This window comes from Caulobacter segnis (assembly GCF_023935105.1).
Classification (GTDB): Bacteria; Pseudomonadota; Alphaproteobacteria; order Caulobacterales; family Caulobacteraceae; genus Caulobacter; species Caulobacter segnis_B.
Genome location: NZ_CP096040.1, coordinates 1712564 through 1732059, shown reverse-complemented (window position 1 = coordinate 1732059; position 19496 = coordinate 1712564). Strand labels below are relative to the sequence as shown.

Sequence of the window (19496 nt, the reverse complement as noted above, 5' to 3'; positions counted from 1 at the left end):
AACTACCCGAGCGGTTCGACGCCCAGACCTCAGCCCGGGCGGCGGCGGGCGAGCCGGCGGCCATGGAGCGGCTGGGGGCCTTCTATCGCCTGCGGGCCGGTGAGACCGCCAATCCCAATCGAGGGACCTACGCCTACCAGGCCCTGGATTGGCTGCAGCGCGCCGCCGGCGCCGACGAGGACGGCCGGGCCGACACGGCGCGCGCGCGCGACGACGCCGCCCTAGCGCTGGGCCAGATGCTGGCGCACGGCGAAGGCGGTCGCGCGCCTGACCCCGCTACCGCCGAGGTTCGCCTGCGCCAGGCCGCCGAAGGCAGTCGCGCCGACGCCGTGCTGGCGCTGGGACAGTTCCTGGAAGCCCAGGCCGGCGATAACGCCGACCACCTGGCCGAGGCGCGCGGCCTCTACGCCCGCGTCGCGCAGTTGGGCGACGGTTCGGCCCTTCAGCGGGAGGCCGAGCGCGGCCTGGCCCGCATCGATGCGGCCATGAAGCCGCCGCCGATCGAGGTCGCGCCGCCGCCCACGCCGCCCGTCGAGAAGCCCCTCGCGGCAAAGCCGACGAAGACGGCCGCGCCGGAACCCAAGCCTGCGTTCAAGGCCAAGCCGCCGGTCCCAAAGGCCGTCGCGTCCAAGCCCACGCCGCCCAAATCGGCCTCGCCCAAGCCCGTGTCGCCCAAACCTACGCCGCGTGTCGTCCGCGCGACGCCGAAGCCGGCTCCGGCGCCCGTCCTGCGCAACTGGACGGCTTCGACCTTCATCCGCGTCGACCCGACCGCGGACTTCTCGCCCGCGCTGGACCTGGCCGGCCGCGCCGTCTGCGATAGCGAAGGCGGCGAGACGATCGCGGTGCGGGCCGGCGACACCATCTGCCCCAACGGCGTCAACTACTGCCAGGTGCGCGCCGTCGCCACCTGCCGAGGAGCCAGACCATGACCCGATCCCTGGCGGCCGCGGCCGCCGCCCTGCTGCTGTCCGGAGCGACGACCCAGGCCCAGGCCCAGAGCGCTTTTCGCGGCGACTGCGATCAGGCCCAGAAGTTCGCCGGCTCCCTGGCCTTCAAGGCCTCGTACCGGGGCGTGCAGCGCATCAGCCCGCAGGCCGCCGATCCGTGCGGTCGCGACGTCGTGGCGGTCTACGACCTCAAGCGCCGCAACGAGGCCAACGCCAACTACGACCTGATCGGTCGCTATTACTATCTGTGGCCCGACAACGCCACGTGCCGCGAGGCGGTGCACGACCGCCTCAGCGGTGTCGCCCGCATCACCCAGGAGGTGAAGCCCAACGGCCTGCTGTGCGAGGTGCAACTGCGCCTGGAATTCGACGTGACCAATGACGAGAAGTACGGCGCAAACCGCTTCTCCAAGCTGATCACCCTGGTTGGCGCCGACACCTCGCGCTTCGCCGCCACGGTGGCGGGCGAGACCGGCGCGACGGTGTTCTACGAAGCCCCGGCCCACGCGACCGACCACGCCGCCGGCCCGGCCGACGACAACAACGAGATCGCCACCGATCGCGTCGAGGAGCGCCCGACGGCCAGGACCGACGCCCGCCCCTACGCGCCGAACCGTCGCCAGTTCTTCGATCGCTACGTTGGCCGCTTCTACTTCTACGACCCGGTCCGCGACGCCTATTTCTGGGAGAATGGCGAGCCTCGGGAATAGAGGCCTACGGCGATCCGCCGCCTGGCAGGCGCGCGGAAGGCGAGGTCGTCGTTCCGAGGCCGGCCGGTCTAGTTCGTCTTCCGAGTCGCCAGATAATCCAGGAGCGCCGCTGGCTCGTCGGTCTGGAAGATCGAAACACCCGCCGTGATCTGGCGTCCCCAAACAAGGTCCGGAGCGCGCAAGGCGTCCAGGTCGCCGCCATAACTGGTCACCCCGATCACCCCGACCGCCGTCAGCGTGTTGTTCCAGAGCCTCAGCCCCGCCTGGCGAGCGGCCTGTCGAACCGCGACAAAGCTCTCGGGCGCGAGGAACACCAGTTCTACCGCCGGGATCTTGCGATGGCCCGAGGCCTGCCGCGTCACGACCGCGGCGAGGTCCGGCCCCTGCCCCGGCTTCACCGCATTGATCATCGGCATGAACAACGTGTCGCGGAACGGCGCCGCGTCGGTCAGGGGCGGCGTGTCCGGCAGGGCGTCGGCCTTGATCAGCATCTGGTCGGCCAACCCCGCCTTGACCACCGCGGCCGCGACCTCGGCGTGTATCGGCTCCTTGATGTCCAGGTTCAGCATGATGCGGCCCCTGGCGTGCGCCATGTATTCATCCAGGGTGGACGGCGCCTCGTCGGTCAGCATCGGCGACATCGCGCCACCGAAGTTCTGGCGAAGGCGCAAGCGCTTGAAGTCGGCCGCCGTCATGTCTGCCACCCGGCCCGCGCCATTGGTCGTGCGATTGACGGTCTCGTCGTGCATGATCACGAGCACGCCATCCTTGGTGCGACGGACGTCGGTCTCAACCATGTCGACGCCCAAGGCGACACACCGGTCCAAGGCCCGCAGCGAATTCTCCGGCGTCGGATCATAGAGGCCGCGCGATGGCGCGGCGTTGTGGCAGCCGCGGTGCGCCACCACGAAGACTCCGCCGTTCGGGTCGTTCAGCTTGCGCAGCGCCTGCTCGGGCGACGCCTGCGCCGCCGAGACCAGGCCGCCGGTCATCAGCAGCATCGTCATGAGGCCGGCGAGCCGGCTTGTGTGTTCGCGCATGGCGGCCATCTCCGTGGCGTCGGGGTTTCTTTGGAAAAGGGGCGCGGAGCGACGCCAGGGGATGAAGCGCCGCTCCGCGAGGCGCGCGGTCCGCCCGCACGCCTGCCCTTCGGCTAGAAACGTGGCGTAAAGCGCACGCCCAGCCAGAAGACGGTGGGCACCGAATAGGTGTCCTTCAGCAGGTTCTTGTAAGGTCCGTAGAGGCTGGTCATGCGGGTGTGGGTCAGGTTGCTGGCCTGGCCATAGACCGTCAGGCCCGGACGAACCTCATAAGTCGCCTGGACATCCACCTGATCGCACGGCGCCCAATAGAGGTCCTGCCAGGCAATGTCCGGCGTGATCGAGCGCAGAGCCTTGCCCTGGTGGTTGTAGGCGGCCCGCAGTTCCAGGCCCGCATGGCTGTAGAAGATGGTCGCGTTGCGAGTCTGGTCGGGCTGCCCCGTCAGACGATCGAGCGTGCGCGTCACGCCGCTGGAGCGCAGCACCTTGAGCTCGCCGTCCAACTGGCTCCAGTTGCCGCTGACGCCCACGTCCTTCAGCCAGGGATGGATCCACTCCAGGGAGTTGACGATCAGGTTGGCCTCGACGCCGCGCACCGAGGCCTTGCTGGCGTTGACCGGCCGGGAGACCACGGCGTTGACATAGGTCACGCCGTCATAGGTGAAGCCCTGCGAAGCGGTGTTGAAGATCTCGTCCTTGATGTCCTTGTTGAACACCGCAACCGAGACCAGCCCGCCGTAGCGGTTGGACAGGCGCCAGTCGAACGCCAGGTCGAGATTGGTCGACAGGCGCGGCTTGATGTCCGGATTGCCGACCGTGACGCTCACACCCGTCGCATTGGGATTTCCCTTGTCGCTGGTCTGGGTGAAGTTGATCGCGGTCCGGGCCGCGTAGCTGTCGTAGCTGGGGCGGCCGATGGTCTGGCTAGCGCCGAAGCGGAGATCGATCGTCGGCGTGATGTCGTAGGTCACCAGTCCCGAGGGCAGCAGGAAGTCGTAGGACGACTGGGTCGGCAGCCTGGTCCAAACGTTGGCGACGCGCGCGCGACCGGTAGTGTCCTGCCTGGTCGAGTCCTCGTGCAGGCCAAACTGCGCCTTCAGCTTGTCGGTGGCGTAGGCGACGATGCCATAGGCCCCGAGGGTTCGCTCGCGGTGTTCGAAATTGTCCTGGTTGCTGAAATTGCTCTGGTCGGTGCGGTTCAGGCCGCCAGCGGCGCGGGCGGCCTCCCATTGGGCGGCGGCCTTGACCGGATCGATGGTCAGCAGGAACAGGCCGTCGGAATAGCGCAGCGGCGCGCCGGCGGGTCCCGCCGCGGTCGCCAGCGTAAACGGCGTCGCGCTGGTGTTGGGCCCGTACTCGACCCGGTAGACGTTGTATTCCGGCGTGTCTTGAACGTAGCTGACGCCCGCCGCGAAGCCCCAGCCGCGCGCGTCGCGATCCTGGTTCTTCCGCCAGTCTATCCGGCCGCTGTAGATATTGTCGCTGGCCGAGCGCTTGTAGTCGGGCCGGTAGTAGAAGGCCTTGTAGGCGGAGAGGTCGTAGAACGCCGCCGGGTTCATGTTGAACCGCTGGTTGAACCGGCTGGTGTCGTAGGTGAAGGCGTAGGCGGCGGTGGGAACGACGCTGGCCCCGGTGCTCGTGCCCGGCGCGCCATAGGCGGCGTTGGTGATGTATTTGATCATCGTCATCGGCTCGCGATAGGTCGCGCGCGAGATCGATCCGCGAGCGGTCAGCACCTGGTCGTCGCCGATCTTCCAGTCCAGCCCAGCCTGGATCAGCTGGGTGTTGGTGATGATGTTGGCGTGCTCGAAGCCGACCTCGACGTCGCCCTTGGCGTACTGGCCGCTGGTCGCGGTCTGGTTCAGCACCGTCCCGCGCTGATTGGAGTCCAGGATGATCTCGTTGCGCTCCATGGTGTCCTGGAAGCGGTAGAGTCCCCCCGTGACGAAGCCGTAGAGCGTGTCGGTGAAATTGGCCTCGCCCTTCAGGGTCAGGCCATAGCGAGCGCGGCGGTCCTGGACGTACCAATACTTATCCTGCTGCGGCACGGCGAAGCCGTTGCCCAGGTTCTCGCCGCTCTGAAGGACGCCCGCGTCATTGTAGAACCCCGCATGCACCGTGTCGGTGGTCATATGGGTCTCGGTGAAGGTGTCCAGCTTCTGATAGTTGGCCGAGGCCGTCAGGCCGTATCTGCCGTCCGGACCGAAGGTGAAGCTGCCCGTGGTCTGGACGCGGCCGCCGATCGGCGACTGCTTGCGCGGCTGGCCTTGGTCGTTGGCGCCTCCGCCGGCGATCTCGAACGTGAAGAACGGCTTGCCGCCGCCGGCGAAGGCGCTGCGGGTGCGCAGGTCGATCGCTCCGCCCACGGCGTTGGGGTCGAGATCGGCGGTGAAGGTCTTGGTCACCGCCATCTCGCTGATCATCGACGAGGGCAGGATGTCGAGGCGCACGCCCCGGCCAATCGAGCCGAGATTGCCGTTGGGCGTGCCCGGCGAGGCGATGGGCGAGCCATCGATGGTGACATTGTTGTACGCCGGGCCCAGGCCCCGGATCACCGGCGTCGCGGCTTCATCACGCGGGTGCTCATTGTCCGTGGCCGGCAGGACCGACAGGCCAGGCACACGGCGCAGGGCCTCGACGATGGTCAGGTCGGGCAGAGCCTGGACCTCGTTGGAGCCCACGACATCGACGATGCCGCTCGCCTTCAGCTTGCTGTCGATCGCCTTGACGTTGGCGCGGCGGATGCCGGTGACGACGATCGCATCGACCGTCGCGGCCGGATCGTCTCGGGTTTGCGCCAAGGCCGGCGTCGCGGCGCAGAGAACCGCGCCGATCGCGACGCTGTGGATGAGATGCTTTTTCATGGCCCAACCCCAGATTTTCGTGCGCCGGACGGCGCTATGGGAGGGCCGAGTAAGGCTGGGCGGCGACAGATTTATTTATTTCTTTGGAAATAAATCGGATCAGCCATTGGAACCGGGGCGACCGATTTCATGGATCGGCAACAACGCCGCGCCGATCGACACGGCGCTGCTGCCCAGGGTCGAGGCCTTGACCAGCGGCGGCGACAGATGCGGCGGTTCCTCCGGCGTCATGAAGGTTCGGGTGGAACGCTCCAGGTGTCTCGCCAGACCGTCCAGAACAGGCAGAGGCAGCGCGCCCGAGATCACCACGGCGCCGGGGTCCATCCAGACCAGACCGGCGTTGACCACCAGTTCCAGCTGCGTCGCCGCCCGGCCGATCCAGTCCGCGATCACGCCGGGATGGGTCCGCAGGCAATCCTCGACCTCGAGCAAGGACGAGACCTCCGCGCCCGCCGCGCGCAGCGTGGCCAGCAGGTCGATGCCGGACGGACGCGGCCGCCCGCCGCCGGGATACAGACGTCCGACCTCGCCAGCATTGCCATACTCGCCCACGAACATCTCGCGCCCGGCGATCACCCCGCCGCCGACGCCATGGCCGATGAAAAGCACCAGCGCGGAGTCGCAGACGCGGATCAGGCTGCCCGTGTAGTATTCGGCCAGGGCCGCGGCGCTGGAGTCGTTTTGCAGCCAGACCGGCAGGTCGAGGCGTTCGCTCAGGAAGGCGGCGAGATCCAGATCACGCCAGCCTCGCAACCATTCGACGGCCCACCAGTGATTGGGGCGCGCGATGATCGCCGGTCCCGGTATCCCCACGCCCAGCCCCAGGAACCGCGAGCGCAGCATATTGTGGCTCACGGCCAGACCGCGCAGCCGCCGCCCGACGGCTTCGGCGAAATCGGCGGGATCGTCGCTCTCGATCGGCTCGATGTCGCGCGCGACGACCTCGCCGGCGAAATTGACCAGGGACAGCTCGAGCCAGCCGGGATGCACCGTGGCGCCGGCGGCATAGCCGGCGCGGTCGGACACGGTCAGCGGCATCGTGGGCCGTCCCCGCGCCGGCCGTTCGCCCTGATCCTGCTCCTCGACCACGCCGAGCGCGATCAGCTCCCGACTGAGACGGGTCAAGGCGCCGTTGTGAATGCCAAGATCGCGCGCCAGCTCGGTCCGCGACGCCGGCCCGCCTGTCCGCAGGCGCCAGACGATGCGCTTCTGATCCTCGGAAAGGTGGATGGCGGGCGACGACCGCATGGGCGCTCCAGGGCGTGGGACGGGCCTTCGCCCTTATTTCTTTTGTGTGAACTATTAAACGTGCTGGGGTGCGCGGCCCCTTTCAACCGGCGCGATCAGGGCGACGAAACAGACGCCGCCCAGGGTCGTCACCACGCCCAGTCCCAGCAACGTCGTCCACTGGCCCGCTCGGAACCCGTCCAGCGACAGGCCCACGGCGCCGCCAAACACCGCCGAAGCCAGTTTCAGCGAAGCCGTGAGCAGGGCGAAGGCGGCAAGGTCGGTGCGTTCGCCCGTGCGACGCGCATGGTCTCGGACCACCGCGCTCATGCCGCGCCAGAACAGCGTCATGGTCGCGCCCAGGCTGACGCCGTAGGCGCAACAGGCGACCAGCGCGGGCACGCCGGACCAAGGATCGACCAGGAACCCGGCGCCGGCGACGACGCCGAGCGCGGCGAAGGCTAGAGCGACTCCAGGTCCGCCCGCCTCATGTCGCAGGCGACCGATGGTGATTGGGCCGATCAGGGTTCCCAGGACCAGGGCGAACAGTAGAGATGCGCCCGTATGGTCGTCGGGACCGCCGCGTTCGACGAAAGTCAGCATGCGCGCCGTCATGCTGAACGGCCCGGAATGAACGGCGGCGGCCAGCAGCAGGCGAGCGGCCCCGCGCGGCAGACGAAGGCCGACCGCGGCCGGGCGCTGGGGAACCGCCCGCGCAGGACCGGCCCAGGCCAAAATCCAGCTTGCCGTTGCCACGATTAACATAGCGATCGCGCCCGCCAGCAGGACCTCCCGCCCGGCCGGCGCGGTCTTGTCCACGATCAGGAATGACAGCGCCGCCACGCAAAGCCGCGCCACGGCGCTAAGCGTCTGGCGCAGCACCACGTAACGATGGGCGTCCGCCTCGTCGGCGGGCAGTAGCGAAACCAGGGCGTTCTGGGCGACGTCATAGACCGCGTAGCCGGTGCGCAAGAGGCCGAGCGTGACGATCAGGTAGGTGAACGGCGCGACGCTCCCGAAGCGCGGCAGGAACACCACCAGCAGGGCGGCGGCCGTGACGAGTCCCGCCAGGAACTGGATCTGCAGAATGCGGCGTCGGCTTCCCTCGGCATGACGCAAGACATAGGCGACGACCGCGTCCAGCGCCGCGCCATAGGCCATCGACAGAAACAGCAGCAGCCCGGTTTCGCGCGCGGACAGCCCCACGCGCACATTCGCGTAATAGGCCAGCAGCAGGTCAGTGAACGTCCAGGCCAGGCTCTTGGCGAAGTGCCCCGCACCATAGGCAGAGCGCTGCAGCGCCTCCCGCTCCACGCCGCCTTCGCGGCTCCGCTGCTCGATCGCCGCCATGCGGCGTCTATGACGCGGCACCAAAACGGTTCGATGACAGACCGTTCGAAGACAGCGCACCGAGGTCATCACCCAGCTGGTTGTCTCGTCGCACGACGCGCAAACTGAGGTTGAAACCAGGTACATGACACGCGAAAGCGTATTCGACCCCAGGTTTGAAGCGCCTCTTCTCTATCGTGGCTTTAACGGAAGAATTCCACGTCACTACGGGCTAGGTATTGGTGCGACATATCTGCACACACGAGAAGCTCCGACGCCCACTAAGCGATGCCTTAACCATTTCATACTGTATTGGATTTCAGTTTGTCATCCGCGCGCCCTGATTGCAGTCGCGCTGCTTTAGCGTTCAGCGAAACAAAGCGGGATTGTCGGTCAATGCTGAAATCGATGAGAATTCGGAAGTCCTTGGACGGCGTGAAGGTGATAGAAGCGCTGCGCGCCAATGTCATGGTCGCGGACGCCAACCTCAACATTACGTACCTGAACAGCGCCGTGACGGCGCTGCTGAGCGAGAACGAGGCGGATATCCGCAAGGAGCTGCCCAACTTCAGCGTCGCAAAGCTGGTCGGCAGCAACATCGACATCTTCCACAAGAACCCGTCGCACCAGCGGAACATGCTGGCCAAGCTGACCAAGCCGCACACGGCCACGATCCGCGTCGGCGCCCTGGCGTTCGATCTGCTGGTCACGCCGCTGCTCGAAGGCGGCAAGGTTACCGGGTTCGTGGTCGAATGGGCTAACGCCAAGGAGCGTTTGCTGAACGTGGACTACGCCGCGCAGATCGCCGCGATCGGGCGATCGCAGGCGATGATCGCGTTCGAGTTGGACGGCACGATCATCGAGGCGAACGAGAACTTCCTCAAGACCATGGGCTATACGGCCAGCGAGGTGGTCGGCCGCAAGCACAGCATGTTCGTGGAGCCGTCTTACCGCGACAGCCAGGACTATGCGGACTTCTGGAGCAGCCTGACGCGCGGCGAATACAAGGCCGCGGAGTTCAAGCGTGTCGGCAAGGGGGACGTGAGCGTCACCATCCAAGGCTCGTACAATCCGATCATCGATGAGAACGGCAAGGTGATGAAGATCGTCAAGTTCGCCACCGACGTCACCAAGCGCGTCGAGGCGGTGAACGAGATCGGCGAGGCGCTTACGTTACTGGCGCGCGGGGATTTGCAGCAACGGATCGACAAGGCGTTCATCCCCGAACTGGATCAGCTGCGTCTCGACTTCAACCAAGCGCTCGAGACCCTGCAGAGCGCCATGCAGCAGGTCGGGCGCACGGCCGAAACCATCAAGGCCGGCACCGAGGAGATCCGCAGTTCGTCGGACGATCTTTCCAAGCGCACCGAGCAGCAGGCCGCCAGTCTGGAGGAGACCGCCGCCGCGCTCGACGAGATCACGGCCACCGTCAAACGCGCGGCCGAGAACGCCAAGCAAGCCTCGACCGCCGCCTCGAGTACGCGCGGCGAAGCCGAGCAATCCGGCGCGGTGATGCGCGAGGCGGTGCAGGCGATGGGCGAGATCGAGCAAAGCTCGGGTCAGATCACCCAGATCATCGGTGTCATCGACGAGATCGCCTTCCAGACGAACCTCCTGGCCCTGAACGCCGGGGTCGAGGCGGCTCGCGCCGGCGAGGCTGGCCGCGGCTTCGCGGTCGTCGCCCAGGAGGTGCGGGCCCTGGCCCAGCGCAGCGCCGACGCCGCCAAGGAGATCAAGACCTTGATCGCCAGCAGCACGTCCCAAGTCGGCCGTGGCGTGAAACTGGTGGGCGACACCGGCCAAGCCTTGTCCATGATCGTCGACAAGGTGGCCCAGATCGACGCCCTGATCTCCGAAATCGCCACCTCGTCCCAGGAGCAGGCGACCGGCCTCAACGAGGTCAACGCCGCCGTCAACCAGATGGATCAGGTCACCCAGCAGAACGCCGCCATGGTCGAGGAAGCGACCGCGGCCGCCCACTCGCTGCGTGAGGAGACGCTGGTGCTGGGCGATCTGATCGGCCAGTTCCAGTTCGGTGGCGCCGGCCAGGCCGCGCGTCCCGCGCCCAGACCGCAAGCCTCGCCCGTTCACGCCGCCCAGCAGAGAGCCCAGGCCTTCGCCGCCAATCGTCCAGGCATGGACGGCAACGCCGCCCTGAAGACCGAGAACTGGGAAGAGTTCTGATGCGCGATCCCTCCCAGCCAGGGTCAGCTTGAGCTGATCTCCTTCGAGATCGGCGTCAGGCGTTTCCAGCTCCCCTAAGCCCCGTGCGTGCGGCCGGACCACCGCGCCACCATCTCCAGCAGCCGGGTCGGGTTGATGGGCTTGCCCAGGTGGTCGTCCATGCCGGCGGCCAGGCAGTTGGTGATCTGTTCGGGCAGGACGTTGGCGGTCATGGCCACGATCGGCGTGGCCGCGCCCCGCGCGCCTTCCATGGCGCGGATCTTGCGGGTGGCGGTCAGGCCGTCCATCACCGGCATCTGCACATCCATCAGCACCAGGTCGTAGTGGCCCTGGCGCATGGCCTCGACGCCGGCCACGCCGTCGTTGGCGGTCTCGACCTCGACGCCGAACGGCTCCAGCATGGCGTGGATCAGCTCGCGATTGACGGCGTTGTCCTCGACCAGCAGCAGGCGCACCCCGGCCTCGGCGCCCAACGGTGACATCGCCTCGGACTCCAGCGCGGGCAGTTCGGCCAGCGGGCCGCGCACCTCGAACCAGAAGGTCGAGCCTTCGCCCTCGACGCTGTCGACACCGATCTTGCCGTCCATCCGCTCGATGATCCGCCGCGAGATGGCCAGGCCCAGGCCGGTGCCGCCGAACCGGCGCGACACCGCCGCGTCGGCCTGGGAGAAGCGATCGAAGATGGCTTCGCGGTTATCGGGCGAGATGCCGATGCCGGTGTCGATCACCTCGCCGCGCAGCAGCGCCCAACGGCCATCGCCCTCGCTCTCGACTACTTGGCTGAGCGCCACGGTGATCGCGCCACGAGCGGTGAACTTCACCGCGTTCGACAGGAAGTTCAGCAGCACCTGGGACAGGCGTGGGCCATCCAGGTTCATCGGCTGCAGGGCCTTGCCGGTCCGGATGACGACCTGGATGCCCTTGGCCGTCGCGCGCTCCTCCACCAGGGCCGCGCAGGACGAGGCCATGGCGGCCGGATCGAACGGACCCGGATCCAGCTCCAGCCCGCCCGCCTCCAGCCGCGAGAAGTCCAGCACGTCGTTGACGACGCTGAGCAGGGTGTGGCTGGCGTCCAGGATGTGTCCGACCTGTCGGGCGGCGGTCTTGTTCAGGCCGCGCGAGCGCCGCAGCACCTCGGAAAAGCCGATGATCGCCGTCAGGGGCGTGCGCAGCTCGTGGGTCATGTTGGCCAGGAAGTCGGACTTGGCCGCCGAAGCCGCCTCGGCCAGCTCCAGGGCCTTGGCGATGTCCAGCTCCAGACGCTTGCGCTCGGTGATGTCGCGCGAGGTGACCAGCAGGATGTTCGACCCATCCCCCAGCCGGGAATACGAACTCTCCAGCCAGATCGTCGAGCCGTCCTTGCGGAAGCACTCGTAGTCGGCGCTGACCGGCGGGCCACCCGGCGTCAGGCCGCGGATGATCCCTTGGACGCGCTTGAAGTCGGCTGGGCTGACCATGGCCGAGGGCGGCAGAGCCATGAACTCCTCGGCGCTGTAGCCGGTGATCCGCTGGATGCTGGGCGAGCTGTAGAGGCGCTCGCCCTTCGGCGACCACAGCGCCACGTGGTCGGTCAGGTTGTCGCCGAGAAGCCGGTAGAGGCGTTCGGCCTCGCGGTACTTGGCCAGGGCCTCCTCGGCCCCCTCGATCGCCTTCTGCTTGGCCCGGACGCTGGCGCTCAGATCGTCGCGCATCTGCTCGACCCGTAGCCGCTGGCTGGTCCACCAATAGGCCAGGGGCGTGGCGACGATGGTGGCGATGGCCAAGGTGGTCAGCGGCGTGAAGTGCTCGGGCCGGCGCAGGAACAGCACGTTGAGGGCATAGTCCGCCGCCAGGGCGGCGCCCACGATGACGGCGACCGCCGGCGCGGTCTGCAGGATTCGGTTTTTCACGATGGCCGGATTGATCACGCGGCTACTCGGGGACTCACGTTGACGCCTCCTCATCTAAGGAGACGCCATGCTGGCCCGCCCGTCGCGGCGACAATTGGTCGCGACGCGAATTTTCAATGAAACCGGGAGCTTAGCGCCCCGACGCCTTGGCCACGTCGTCCAGATCGCGTTCGAGGGCCTGGCTGGCCTGGACCACGGTCGCCACCGACCGCTTGAAGAAGTCCTGGGGCACGGTGGCGAAGTCGTCGGTCGGCTTGTGGTACTCGGGATGGTCCTCGACCCCGAAATAGACCCAGGGCACGCCCTTCTCGCCAAAGGCGTAGTGGTCGGACTGATTGGTCCAGTTGTTCTCCTTGCCGTCGGCGTCGGTGTCGTGGCCCAGCTTCAGGGTCACCGGCGCGGTCGTGGCGACCTTGACCAGGATCGGCTTCAGATAGGGGAACGGCGCGGTACCAGCGACATAGAGTTCGTTCTTCTGGTTCTTGCTCAGCATGTCGAAGTTGACGTTCAGCGCGATGGTCGCCAGCGGGACCGGCGGCGCGGCGACAAAGGCCCTGGTGCCGCGTAGACCGCCCTCCTCGGCGTCGACCACCGCCAGGATCACGTCGTGCCTGGGCGGCTTGGCCTTGAAGGCCTCGGCCACCGCCAGCAAGCCGGCCACGCCCGAAGCGTTGTCGTCGGCGCCGTTGTAGATTTGGCCGTCGCGGACGCCCAGATGGTCGTAGTGGGCCGAGACGACCATCGCCTTGCCGCTTTCGGTCCCCTTGATGCGGGCGATCAGATTGGTCCCCTGGACGGTCGAGCCGTCGCGCTTGGCGAAGGTGAACGGTTGCTCGAACCGGTCGCCGAGGGGCGAAAGGCCGATCTCGGCGAAGCGCGACAGGATATAGGCCCGGGCCTTCTCAGAGCCCGGCGTGCCGGGCGCGCGGCCCTGCATGTCGTCGGCGGAAAGGATGCGAACGTCGTCCAGGGCCTTGTCGCCCGGGCCCGCGAGGGCCGGCGCGGCGGCCGCGACGAACAGAGCGGCGGCGATCAGGGCCAGCGGGCGACGGGAAATGACGATCATGCCGACTACATGCCGTGCGCCGCGCGGCGAATTCAACTAAATCTCCCAGCGACCAAAGATCGGAGCGTTTCCCGTGCCCATGTCCCATGCCGAACTCGAGGCCCGCCTCACCGCGGCCTTTCCCGACTCCGAGATCGTGCTGACCGACCTGGCCGGCGATAACGACCATTGGAAGGCCCGCATCGTCTCGCCCGCCTTCAAGGGCCTGCCCCGCGTGCGTCAGCACCAACTGGTCAACAAGGCCCTGGCCGACGTGCTGGGCGGAACCCTGCACGCCCTGGCCCTCGAAACGGCCGCCCCGGCCGAGTAGGAGACGCCTTGCGCTATCGCCCCTTCGGCGCATCCGGCCCGGCGGTCTCGGCGCTGACCCTGCGTCTGGTCGACGGCGCGCGCCTGGGGCCCCAGAACTGGCGCGCCCTGGTGCTGGCGGCGCTGGAGCACGGCGTCACCAGCTTCCAGATCGAGGGCGCCTCCCCCGAGCTGCTGAGGGGCGCGGGCGAAGCGTTCGCGTCCGTCGAACGCGACCGGCTGTTCCTGACCTGGCGGATGCGCGATGACGCCGCCGTCCTGGAGCGGCAGGCCCTTGAGGGGCTGGGCCTGTCCTATCTCGATCTCGTCCTGGTCAACGACCCGCGCGGCCCGTCGCTGCCGCCGACCATCGAGGCAGGGCTGCGGTCGCTGCACGAAAGCCACGCCCTGCGAGGTCTTGGCGTCGCCAGCCGCGGCGACATCGATCCGAGCCTGCTGGAGAACGACCTGGTGACGGCGGTCTCTCTGCCCTTCAACCTGTCTTCCGGCTGGGCGGACCGTCAGCGCCTCCGCCAAGCCGCTCAGGCCGACCTGGCCGTGATCGGCGAGGACTTCTGGCCGCAGACCCTGCGCGACGGCGGCGAACGGTCCGCGCCCAGGCCGTCGCTGTGGCGACGGCGCACCGACCCGCTGGCCGACGTGGGCGGCTATGGGTTCCTGCGCGATACGCCCGGCTGGAGCGACGAGGCGATCTGCCTGGCCTACGCCCTGACCGAACCTTCCCTGGCCACCGTGCTGGTCATCGCCGACACCCCCGCCGACGTCAAACGCCTGGCCTGCGGGGTCGAGCGCGACCTGCCCGACGACGTCCGCGCCCAGATCGATATGGCCCGTTTCTCGGCCCAGGAACGCGAGAAGGCAGCGGGTCGCACTTGACCCAAAGCCCCATGGCGCCTAGCTGAAGACTTCGCCTAGGACGAAATTATCATGACCGACGTCGCCTCCTCCCCCGCCCTGGACTTCATCGCCAAGACCGTCGCCGAGCATCCGGTGGTGGTGTTCATGAAGGGCGTGCCGGACCAGCCGCGCTGCGGCTTCTCGTCGGTCGTCGTCCAGATCCTCGATCACCTGGGCGTCGAGTTCGTCGGCGTCGACGTCCTGCAGGACGACGACCTGCGCCAGGGCATCAAGACCTTCACCGACTGGCCGACCATCCCGCAGCTGTACGTGAAGGGCGAGTTCGTCGGCGGCAGCGACATCATCCGCGAGATGTTCCAGTCGGGCGAGCTGAAGACCTTCCTCACCGAGCAAGGCGTCCTCGCCGCGTGATCCGCGCGTGAGCCGGCTCTTCGTCCCGCCATCGGACGCGTTCTCCCTGACCTTCGAGCCCAAGGCGTCGGACATCGACGCCAACGGCCACGTCAACAACGTGGTCTATCTGGCCTGGGCCCAGGACCTGGCCATCGCCCACTGGGAAGCCTGGGCGAGCGACGAGCAGCGCGCGCCCTGGAGCTGGATCGCCCGCCGCCACGAGATCGACTACCGCCGTGAACTGCTGCCCGGCGAAATCGCCACGGGCTGTACCTGGGTCGGCGAGCTGAGGGGCCCGCGCTTCGAGCGCTATGTCCGCATCGACGGCCCGGACGGCGAGATGTGCGCCCAGAGCCGCACCGACTGGGTGCTGCTCGACATCGTCACCAAGCGCCCCGCGCGCGTCCTGCCCTGGATGATCGAACGGTTCACGCCGAGGGGCTGATCGGATTGGCGATGATGATGCGCTCGCCGCGCGTCAGACCCAGCTCGTCGTAGCCGAACCGCAACTCGAGGGTTCCTGCCGGCCCCTTGCAGGTCTCCAGCCGCCGCCGCGCGAACGCGACCACCGCGCGGCCCCGCTGGCGATCGACGTGGAACACGAAGTCGGCCTTTGTCGCGCAGCCTTTCGACGTCACCCGGATGACCAGGGCGTCAGGCCGCGCCTCGACCGCCAGCAGCGGCTCCAGCTCCGTAAAGGTCTCTCCGGGCGCGGCGGCCGTCAGCACGGGCATGGTCGCGCAGCCGGCCAGCCCAAGGGCCGTTCCAGCCAGCACGAAACCCCTGCGCGAAAAGACGACGCTCATCGACCTCTGTACGAACCGACAAAACCGGGTTGAAGATCGCCCACGGCTGGCGGCATGACCAGCCTCGAGCGCCTTTTGTCTGGGGAGCGTATCTTGCGTCTTCGTTCGGTTCTGCTGGTCGCGTCCCTGGCCGGCGCTTTGGCGACCCCGGCGCTCGCCGCCGTGGACGGCCGGAAACTCGATGTCGAGATCGACCGGCTGATGGCCGTCGGCAAGGTTCCGGGCCTGGCAATGGCCGTGATCGAGAACGGCAAGGTCACTCACGTCGTCGCCAAGGGCGTACGCAACGGCCGGGGCGATCCGCTGACGCCTGCGACCGTCATGTATGCCGCCTCGATCACCAAGGCCACGTTTGCCTACTACGTCATGATGCTGGTCGACGAGGGCAGGCTGGACCTCGACCGGCCGATCGCCGAGTACCTGCCCAAGCCGTTGCCGGACTACTCGAAGTACGCCGACCTCGGCGTCGACGAGCGCTGGAAGACGATCACCCTGCGCCGCCTCCTGACCCACAGCTCGGGCCTGGCCGACCAGCGCTTCTACGATCCGGAGAACAAGTTTCGCTTCAACCTGGAGCCCGGCAGCCGGTACGCCTATTCGAACGAGGGTGTGAACCTGGCGCAGTTCGTCATCGAGGAGGGTCTGGGCCTGAAGGTCGGCGACGAGATGGACCGCCGCCTGTTCCAGCCGCTGGGCATGACCCGCTCAAACATGATCTGGCGCGACGACTTCAGGAGCGACCTGGCCGACGGGCAGCACGAAGACGGCCGGTGGGAGCAGCATGACGATCGCTCCAGCGTCCGCGCGGCCGGCTCGCTGGACACCACGATTAGCGACATGAGCAAGCTGGCGGCGGCCATAACCTCGGGTTGGGGCCTGTCGGCCAAGGCGCGGGCGGAACTGGCGAGGGGAAGCTTCCCGATCGTCAGCCAGAACCAGTTTCCGCCGTTCCTGATCAAGGACAATCCCGACAACCGAAAGATCGGCCTGGCCGCCGGGATCGGCGTGGTGGTGTTCGACGGCCCGCAAGGTCATGTCTTCTACAAGGGCGGCCACAACGACATCACCGACAACGTCCTGATCTGCGTTGAGAAGGGTCGGCGATGCGTCGTCCTGCTCAGCAACAGCGGCGTCGGCCGTCGGATCTTCCCGCCTCTGGTCAACGCGGCCCTGGGCGATGTCGGCATGCCCTGGAGCTGGGAGTACAATCCCGTGCTGCCGGTGGCGCCGTAGGCGCTGTCATCCCCAGGGACCGGCGCCACGGCTCGGCAGCCGCACCGCCGGCTCCGACACCGGAACCGCCGCTCGTCGCGCCCCCTGCCCCACACCGAGCCGCATCAGCGCCTCGACGCGGTTGTGGGTCGCCGGGTGGGTCGAGAACAGATTGTCCGCGCCCTTCCCGTTCAGCGGGTTGATGATGAACATGTGGGCCGTGGCCGGATTGCGCTCGGCGTCGTGGTTCACGTAGCCGCCGCGGGCATAGGCCTCGATCTTCTCCAGGGCGCGGGCCAGGGCTTCCGAGTCGCCGCCGATCTGGGCGCCGATGCGGTCGGCCTCGTACTCGCGGGCCCGGCTGATCGCCACCTGCACCAGCATGGCGGCGATCGGCGCCAGGATGGCGATGGCGATCGCGCCGATCATGCCGCCCAAGCCACCGCCGTTGCCCTCCTCGTCGCGCGAGCCGCCGAAGAAGAACGCGAAATTGGCCAGGGCCGAGATCGCGCCGGCGATGGTCGCCGTCACGGTCATGGTCAGGGTGTCGCGGTTCTTCACGTGGGCCAGCTCGTGGGCCATCACGCCCCGGATCTCGTCGCGGGTCAGCAGCTGCAGCAGGCCCGTCGTCGCGGCGACCGCCGCGTGGGCCGGGTCCCGTCCCGTGGCGAAGGCGTTGGGCTGGTCGCTGTCGATCACCGTCACGCGGGGACGCGGCAGGCCCGCCTTGGCCGCCATTTCGACCACGTCGACGACGTAGTTGCGGATCAGCGGCTCGGGGTGGCTCTCATCGACCTCCTGCGCCCCATAGGTCCGCAGCACGATCTTGTCGGCGTTCCAGTACGAGAAGGCGTTCAGGGCCAGGGCGAACGCCAGGGCGATCAGCATGCCGGTCGGCCCGCCGATCAGATAGCCCGCGCCCATGAACAGGGCCGTCAGGCCCGCCAGCAGCATGTAGGTCTTGAAGTGGTTCATCGCGTTATCGTCAGTCGAAAATGTCGAAGAGGTCGAAGCGCTTCTTCTTCTGATGACCGTACTGGCCATGGCGGCGATAGCGGTCGTCGTCGTCATCGCGGTCGCGCCTTTGATGGTCGGCATGATGGTCGGGGCGGACGTATGGACGCGGCGCGTTGTAGGTCGCCTGCGTCTCCTCGCGCTCGAACGCCATCAGCTTCTCCAGCTCGCCGCGATCCAGCCAGACTCCACGGCAGCGCGGGCACATGTCGAACTCGACGCCGGCGCGCTGCACGGAGTGCATCGAGCCGTCGCAGTTGGGGCACATCAGAAGGGGCACGTAAGAACCTCCGGTCCAAAAAGATGGATCGGGTGTCCTCGTGTCGGAGGCGGCGCCTTTGGGGAGGGGGGCTGAAGGCGGCCGGACCCAGTGACATCGAGAACACCCGATGCGGTCCGACATCACGAGCGCTTGCATCGCTCGCCAGAGGGGCCCGGTCCCGCCCTATTAAGCTGGGATGAGGCCAAGGGGGTTTCAAGGGGCCCTAAGCCCTTAAGGACCCAACAAAAAAGGCCCCGGATCGCTCCGGGGCCTTTTCCGTATCGGTTCGGATCCGACGCTTACGAAGCGTAGAATTCGACGACCAGGTTCGGTTCCATCTTCACCGGGTACGGAACTTCCGACAGTTCCGGAGCGCGGACGAAGGTGGCCGACAGGCCCTTGGCGTCGACCGAGACGTACTCGGCGAAGTCACGCTCGTTCGAGGCGACGGCTTCGAGCACGAGAGCCATGTTGCGCGACTTTTCGCGGACCGCGATCACGTCGCCCGGCTTGCAGCGGTACGACGGGATGTTCACGCGCTTGCCGTTCACGGTCACGTGGCCGTGGTTCACGAACTGGCGGGCGGCGAACACGGTCGGCACGAACTTGGCGCGATAGACGATGGCGTCCAGGCGCGACTCGAGCAGGGCGATCAGGTTCTCCGAGGTGTTGCCCTTGCGGCGAGCAGCTTCCTCGTAGGTGCGCGAGAATTGCTTCTCGGTCAGGTTACCGTAGTAGCCCTTCAGCTTTTGCTTGGCGCGCAGCTGCAGACCGAAGTCCGAAACCTTGCTCTTGCGGCGCTGGCCGTGCTGGCCGGGGCCGTACGAGCGCGAGTTGACCGGGGACTTCGGACGGCCCCACAGGTTTTCACCCATGCGGCGGTCGATCTTGTACTTGGCGCTATGGCGCTTCGACATAGTCAGTCTTTCAAAACGATCCGGGCCGGCTCCCCTCGAGAGAGGTGCGATCGCAACGGCGGCTTCGGGTCAATCCGTCATAAGGTCATCGCGCCGCGCGGCGAGCCGGCGGCGTGAAGGGGTGGCTTATGGGGGAATGGGCTTAGGGAGTCAATGCGCCAAGGCCGCCCGCGGCCTAGCCCAGCGCCAGCGGAACCACGGATTTCGCGCGTTTGCGCGCTACCCGTCGCCGATACTCGGCAAAGCGCCACAAGCAAAACGCCGACGCCGTGAACAGCGAGGTGGCGGTCGCCTTCAGCCACCAGCTGTTCGTCAGGTGACCATCGTTCCAGTCATCAACCAGGAAACAGAGATATTGCCCGCCGACGACGGCGGCGATGCGCGGCCAGAGGCCCTTGGGTCCTCCGTCGACAATCCATTCCGCCATGCGGTGCAGCTGGATGTACATGGCGCGAGGATGCAACCT

Annotated in this window: 18 protein-coding genes; 7 read left to right on the top strand and 11 right to left on the bottom strand. The window is 67.4% G+C overall.

Annotated features, from left to right (window positions below):
- Window positions 1-928: 928 nt before the first annotated feature.
- A complete protein-coding gene (locus MZV50_RS08420) occupies window positions 929-1660 on the top strand; it encodes a hypothetical protein (RefSeq protein WP_252633958.1) in 732 nt (243 codons plus the stop codon).
- Between the two features lie 68 nt (window positions 1661-1728).
- On the opposite strand, the gene MZV50_RS08415 is transcribed toward MZV50_RS08420, so the two are convergent.
- From MZV50_RS08415 to MZV50_RS08400, 4 genes are all read right to left on the bottom strand, one after another.
- A complete protein-coding gene (locus MZV50_RS08415; RefSeq protein ID WP_252633957.1) occupies window positions 1729-2700 on the bottom strand; it encodes a glycerophosphodiester phosphodiesterase family protein in 972 nt (323 codons plus the stop codon).
- A gap of 113 nt (window positions 2701-2813) precedes the next feature.
- The gene (locus MZV50_RS08410; protein ID WP_252633956.1) at window positions 2814-5564 is read right to left on the bottom strand and encodes a TonB-dependent receptor; all 2751 of its coding nucleotides are present in this window, start codon (window positions 5562-5564) and stop codon (window positions 2814-2816) included.
- A gap of 99 nt (window positions 5565-5663) precedes the next feature.
- Window positions 5664-6812: an ROK family transcriptional regulator gene (locus tag MZV50_RS08405; RefSeq protein WP_252633955.1), complete on the bottom strand. Its 1149-nt coding sequence runs from the start codon at window positions 6810-6812 to the stop codon at window positions 5664-5666.
- A 54-nt stretch (window positions 6813-6866) separates the two neighbouring features.
- Window positions 6867-8162 carry an MFS transporter gene (locus tag MZV50_RS08400; protein ID WP_252633954.1) on the bottom strand — a complete coding sequence of 432 codons (1296 nt, stop codon included), beginning with the start codon at window positions 8160-8162 and terminating at the stop codon, window positions 6867-6869.
- A gap of 354 nt (window positions 8163-8516) precedes the next feature.
- On the opposite strand from MZV50_RS08400, the gene MZV50_RS08395 reads away from it, so the two are divergent.
- Window positions 8517-10304, top strand: coding sequence for a methyl-accepting chemotaxis protein (locus tag MZV50_RS08395; RefSeq protein ID WP_252633953.1), 1788 nt, complete (start codon window positions 8517-8519; stop codon window positions 10302-10304).
- 74 nt (window positions 10305-10378) lie between these two features.
- Here the strand turns inward: MZV50_RS08395 and MZV50_RS08390 are convergent, their stop codons facing one another.
- Window positions 10379-12208: a PAS domain-containing hybrid sensor histidine kinase/response regulator gene (locus MZV50_RS08390; RefSeq protein ID WP_252635210.1), complete on the bottom strand. Its 1830-nt coding sequence runs from the start codon at window positions 12206-12208 to the stop codon at window positions 10379-10381.
- 115 nt (window positions 12209-12323) lie between these two features.
- The gene (locus MZV50_RS08385; protein WP_252635209.1) at window positions 12324-13256 is read right to left on the bottom strand and encodes a M20/M25/M40 family metallo-hydrolase; all 933 of its coding nucleotides are present in this window, start codon (window positions 13254-13256) and stop codon (window positions 12324-12326) included.
- A gap of 76 nt (window positions 13257-13332) precedes the next feature.
- Here MZV50_RS08385 and MZV50_RS08380 point away from each other — a divergent pair, with 76 nt between their 5' ends.
- Genes MZV50_RS08380 through MZV50_RS08365 form a run of 4 tightly spaced genes read left to right on the top strand, consistent with a single transcriptional unit; the run spans window position 13333 to window position 15264 of the window.
- Window positions 13333-13569, top strand: coding sequence for a BolA/IbaG family iron-sulfur metabolism protein (locus tag MZV50_RS08380; protein ID WP_223393871.1), 237 nt, complete (start codon window positions 13333-13335; stop codon window positions 13567-13569).
- An 8-nt stretch (window positions 13570-13577) separates the two neighbouring features.
- On the top strand, window positions 13578-14444 hold the full coding sequence (locus MZV50_RS08375; protein WP_252633952.1) for a hypothetical protein: 867 nt from the start codon (window positions 13578-13580) through the stop codon (window positions 14442-14444).
- Between the two features lie 51 nt (window positions 14445-14495).
- Window positions 14496-14837 (top strand): Grx4 family monothiol glutaredoxin, encoded by a 342-nt coding sequence (gene grxD / locus MZV50_RS08370; RefSeq protein WP_252633951.1) that lies wholly within the window; start codon window positions 14496-14498, stop codon window positions 14835-14837.
- 7 nt (window positions 14838-14844) lie between these two features.
- Window positions 14845-15264, top strand: coding sequence for an acyl-CoA thioesterase (locus MZV50_RS08365; protein WP_252633950.1), 420 nt, complete (start codon window positions 14845-14847; stop codon window positions 15262-15264).
- Here the strand turns inward: MZV50_RS08365 and MZV50_RS08360 are convergent.
- Window positions 15248-15625 carry a hypothetical protein gene (locus MZV50_RS08360; protein ID WP_252633949.1) on the bottom strand — a complete coding sequence of 126 codons (378 nt, stop codon included), beginning with the start codon at window positions 15623-15625 and terminating at the stop codon, window positions 15248-15250. The genes MZV50_RS08365 and MZV50_RS08360 overlap by 17 nt on opposite strands.
- Window positions 15626-15718: 93 nt before the next feature.
- Here MZV50_RS08360 and MZV50_RS08355 point away from each other — a divergent pair, with 93 nt between their 5' ends.
- Window positions 15719-16858 (top strand): serine hydrolase domain-containing protein, encoded by a 1140-nt coding sequence (locus tag MZV50_RS08355; RefSeq protein WP_252633948.1) that lies wholly within the window; start codon window positions 15719-15721, stop codon window positions 16856-16858.
- A 6-nt stretch (window positions 16859-16864) separates the two neighbouring features.
- On the opposite strand, the gene htpX is transcribed toward MZV50_RS08355, so the two are convergent.
- The 4 genes from htpX to MZV50_RS08335 all read right to left on the bottom strand — a co-directional run bounded on the left by htpX (window position 16865) and on the right by MZV50_RS08335 (window position 19478).
- Complete coding sequence (gene htpX, locus MZV50_RS08350) at window positions 16865-17812, bottom strand: zinc metalloprotease HtpX (RefSeq protein ID WP_252633947.1); 948 nt, start codon at window positions 17810-17812, stop codon at window positions 16865-16867.
- A gap of 10 nt (window positions 17813-17822) precedes the next feature.
- Window positions 17823-18131 (bottom strand): TFIIB-type zinc ribbon-containing protein, encoded by a 309-nt coding sequence (locus MZV50_RS08345; RefSeq protein WP_252633946.1) that lies wholly within the window; start codon window positions 18129-18131, stop codon window positions 17823-17825.
- Between the two features lie 281 nt (window positions 18132-18412).
- Window positions 18413-19030, bottom strand: a complete 618-nt coding sequence (gene rpsD, locus MZV50_RS08340) for a 30S ribosomal protein S4 (RefSeq protein WP_223393853.1) — start codon at window positions 19028-19030, stop codon at window positions 18413-18415.
- Window positions 19031-19205: 175 nt separating this feature from the next.
- Window positions 19206-19478, bottom strand: coding sequence for a hypothetical protein (locus tag MZV50_RS08335; protein ID WP_252633945.1), 273 nt, complete (start codon window positions 19476-19478; stop codon window positions 19206-19208).
- Window positions 19479-19496 lie beyond the last annotated feature (18 nt).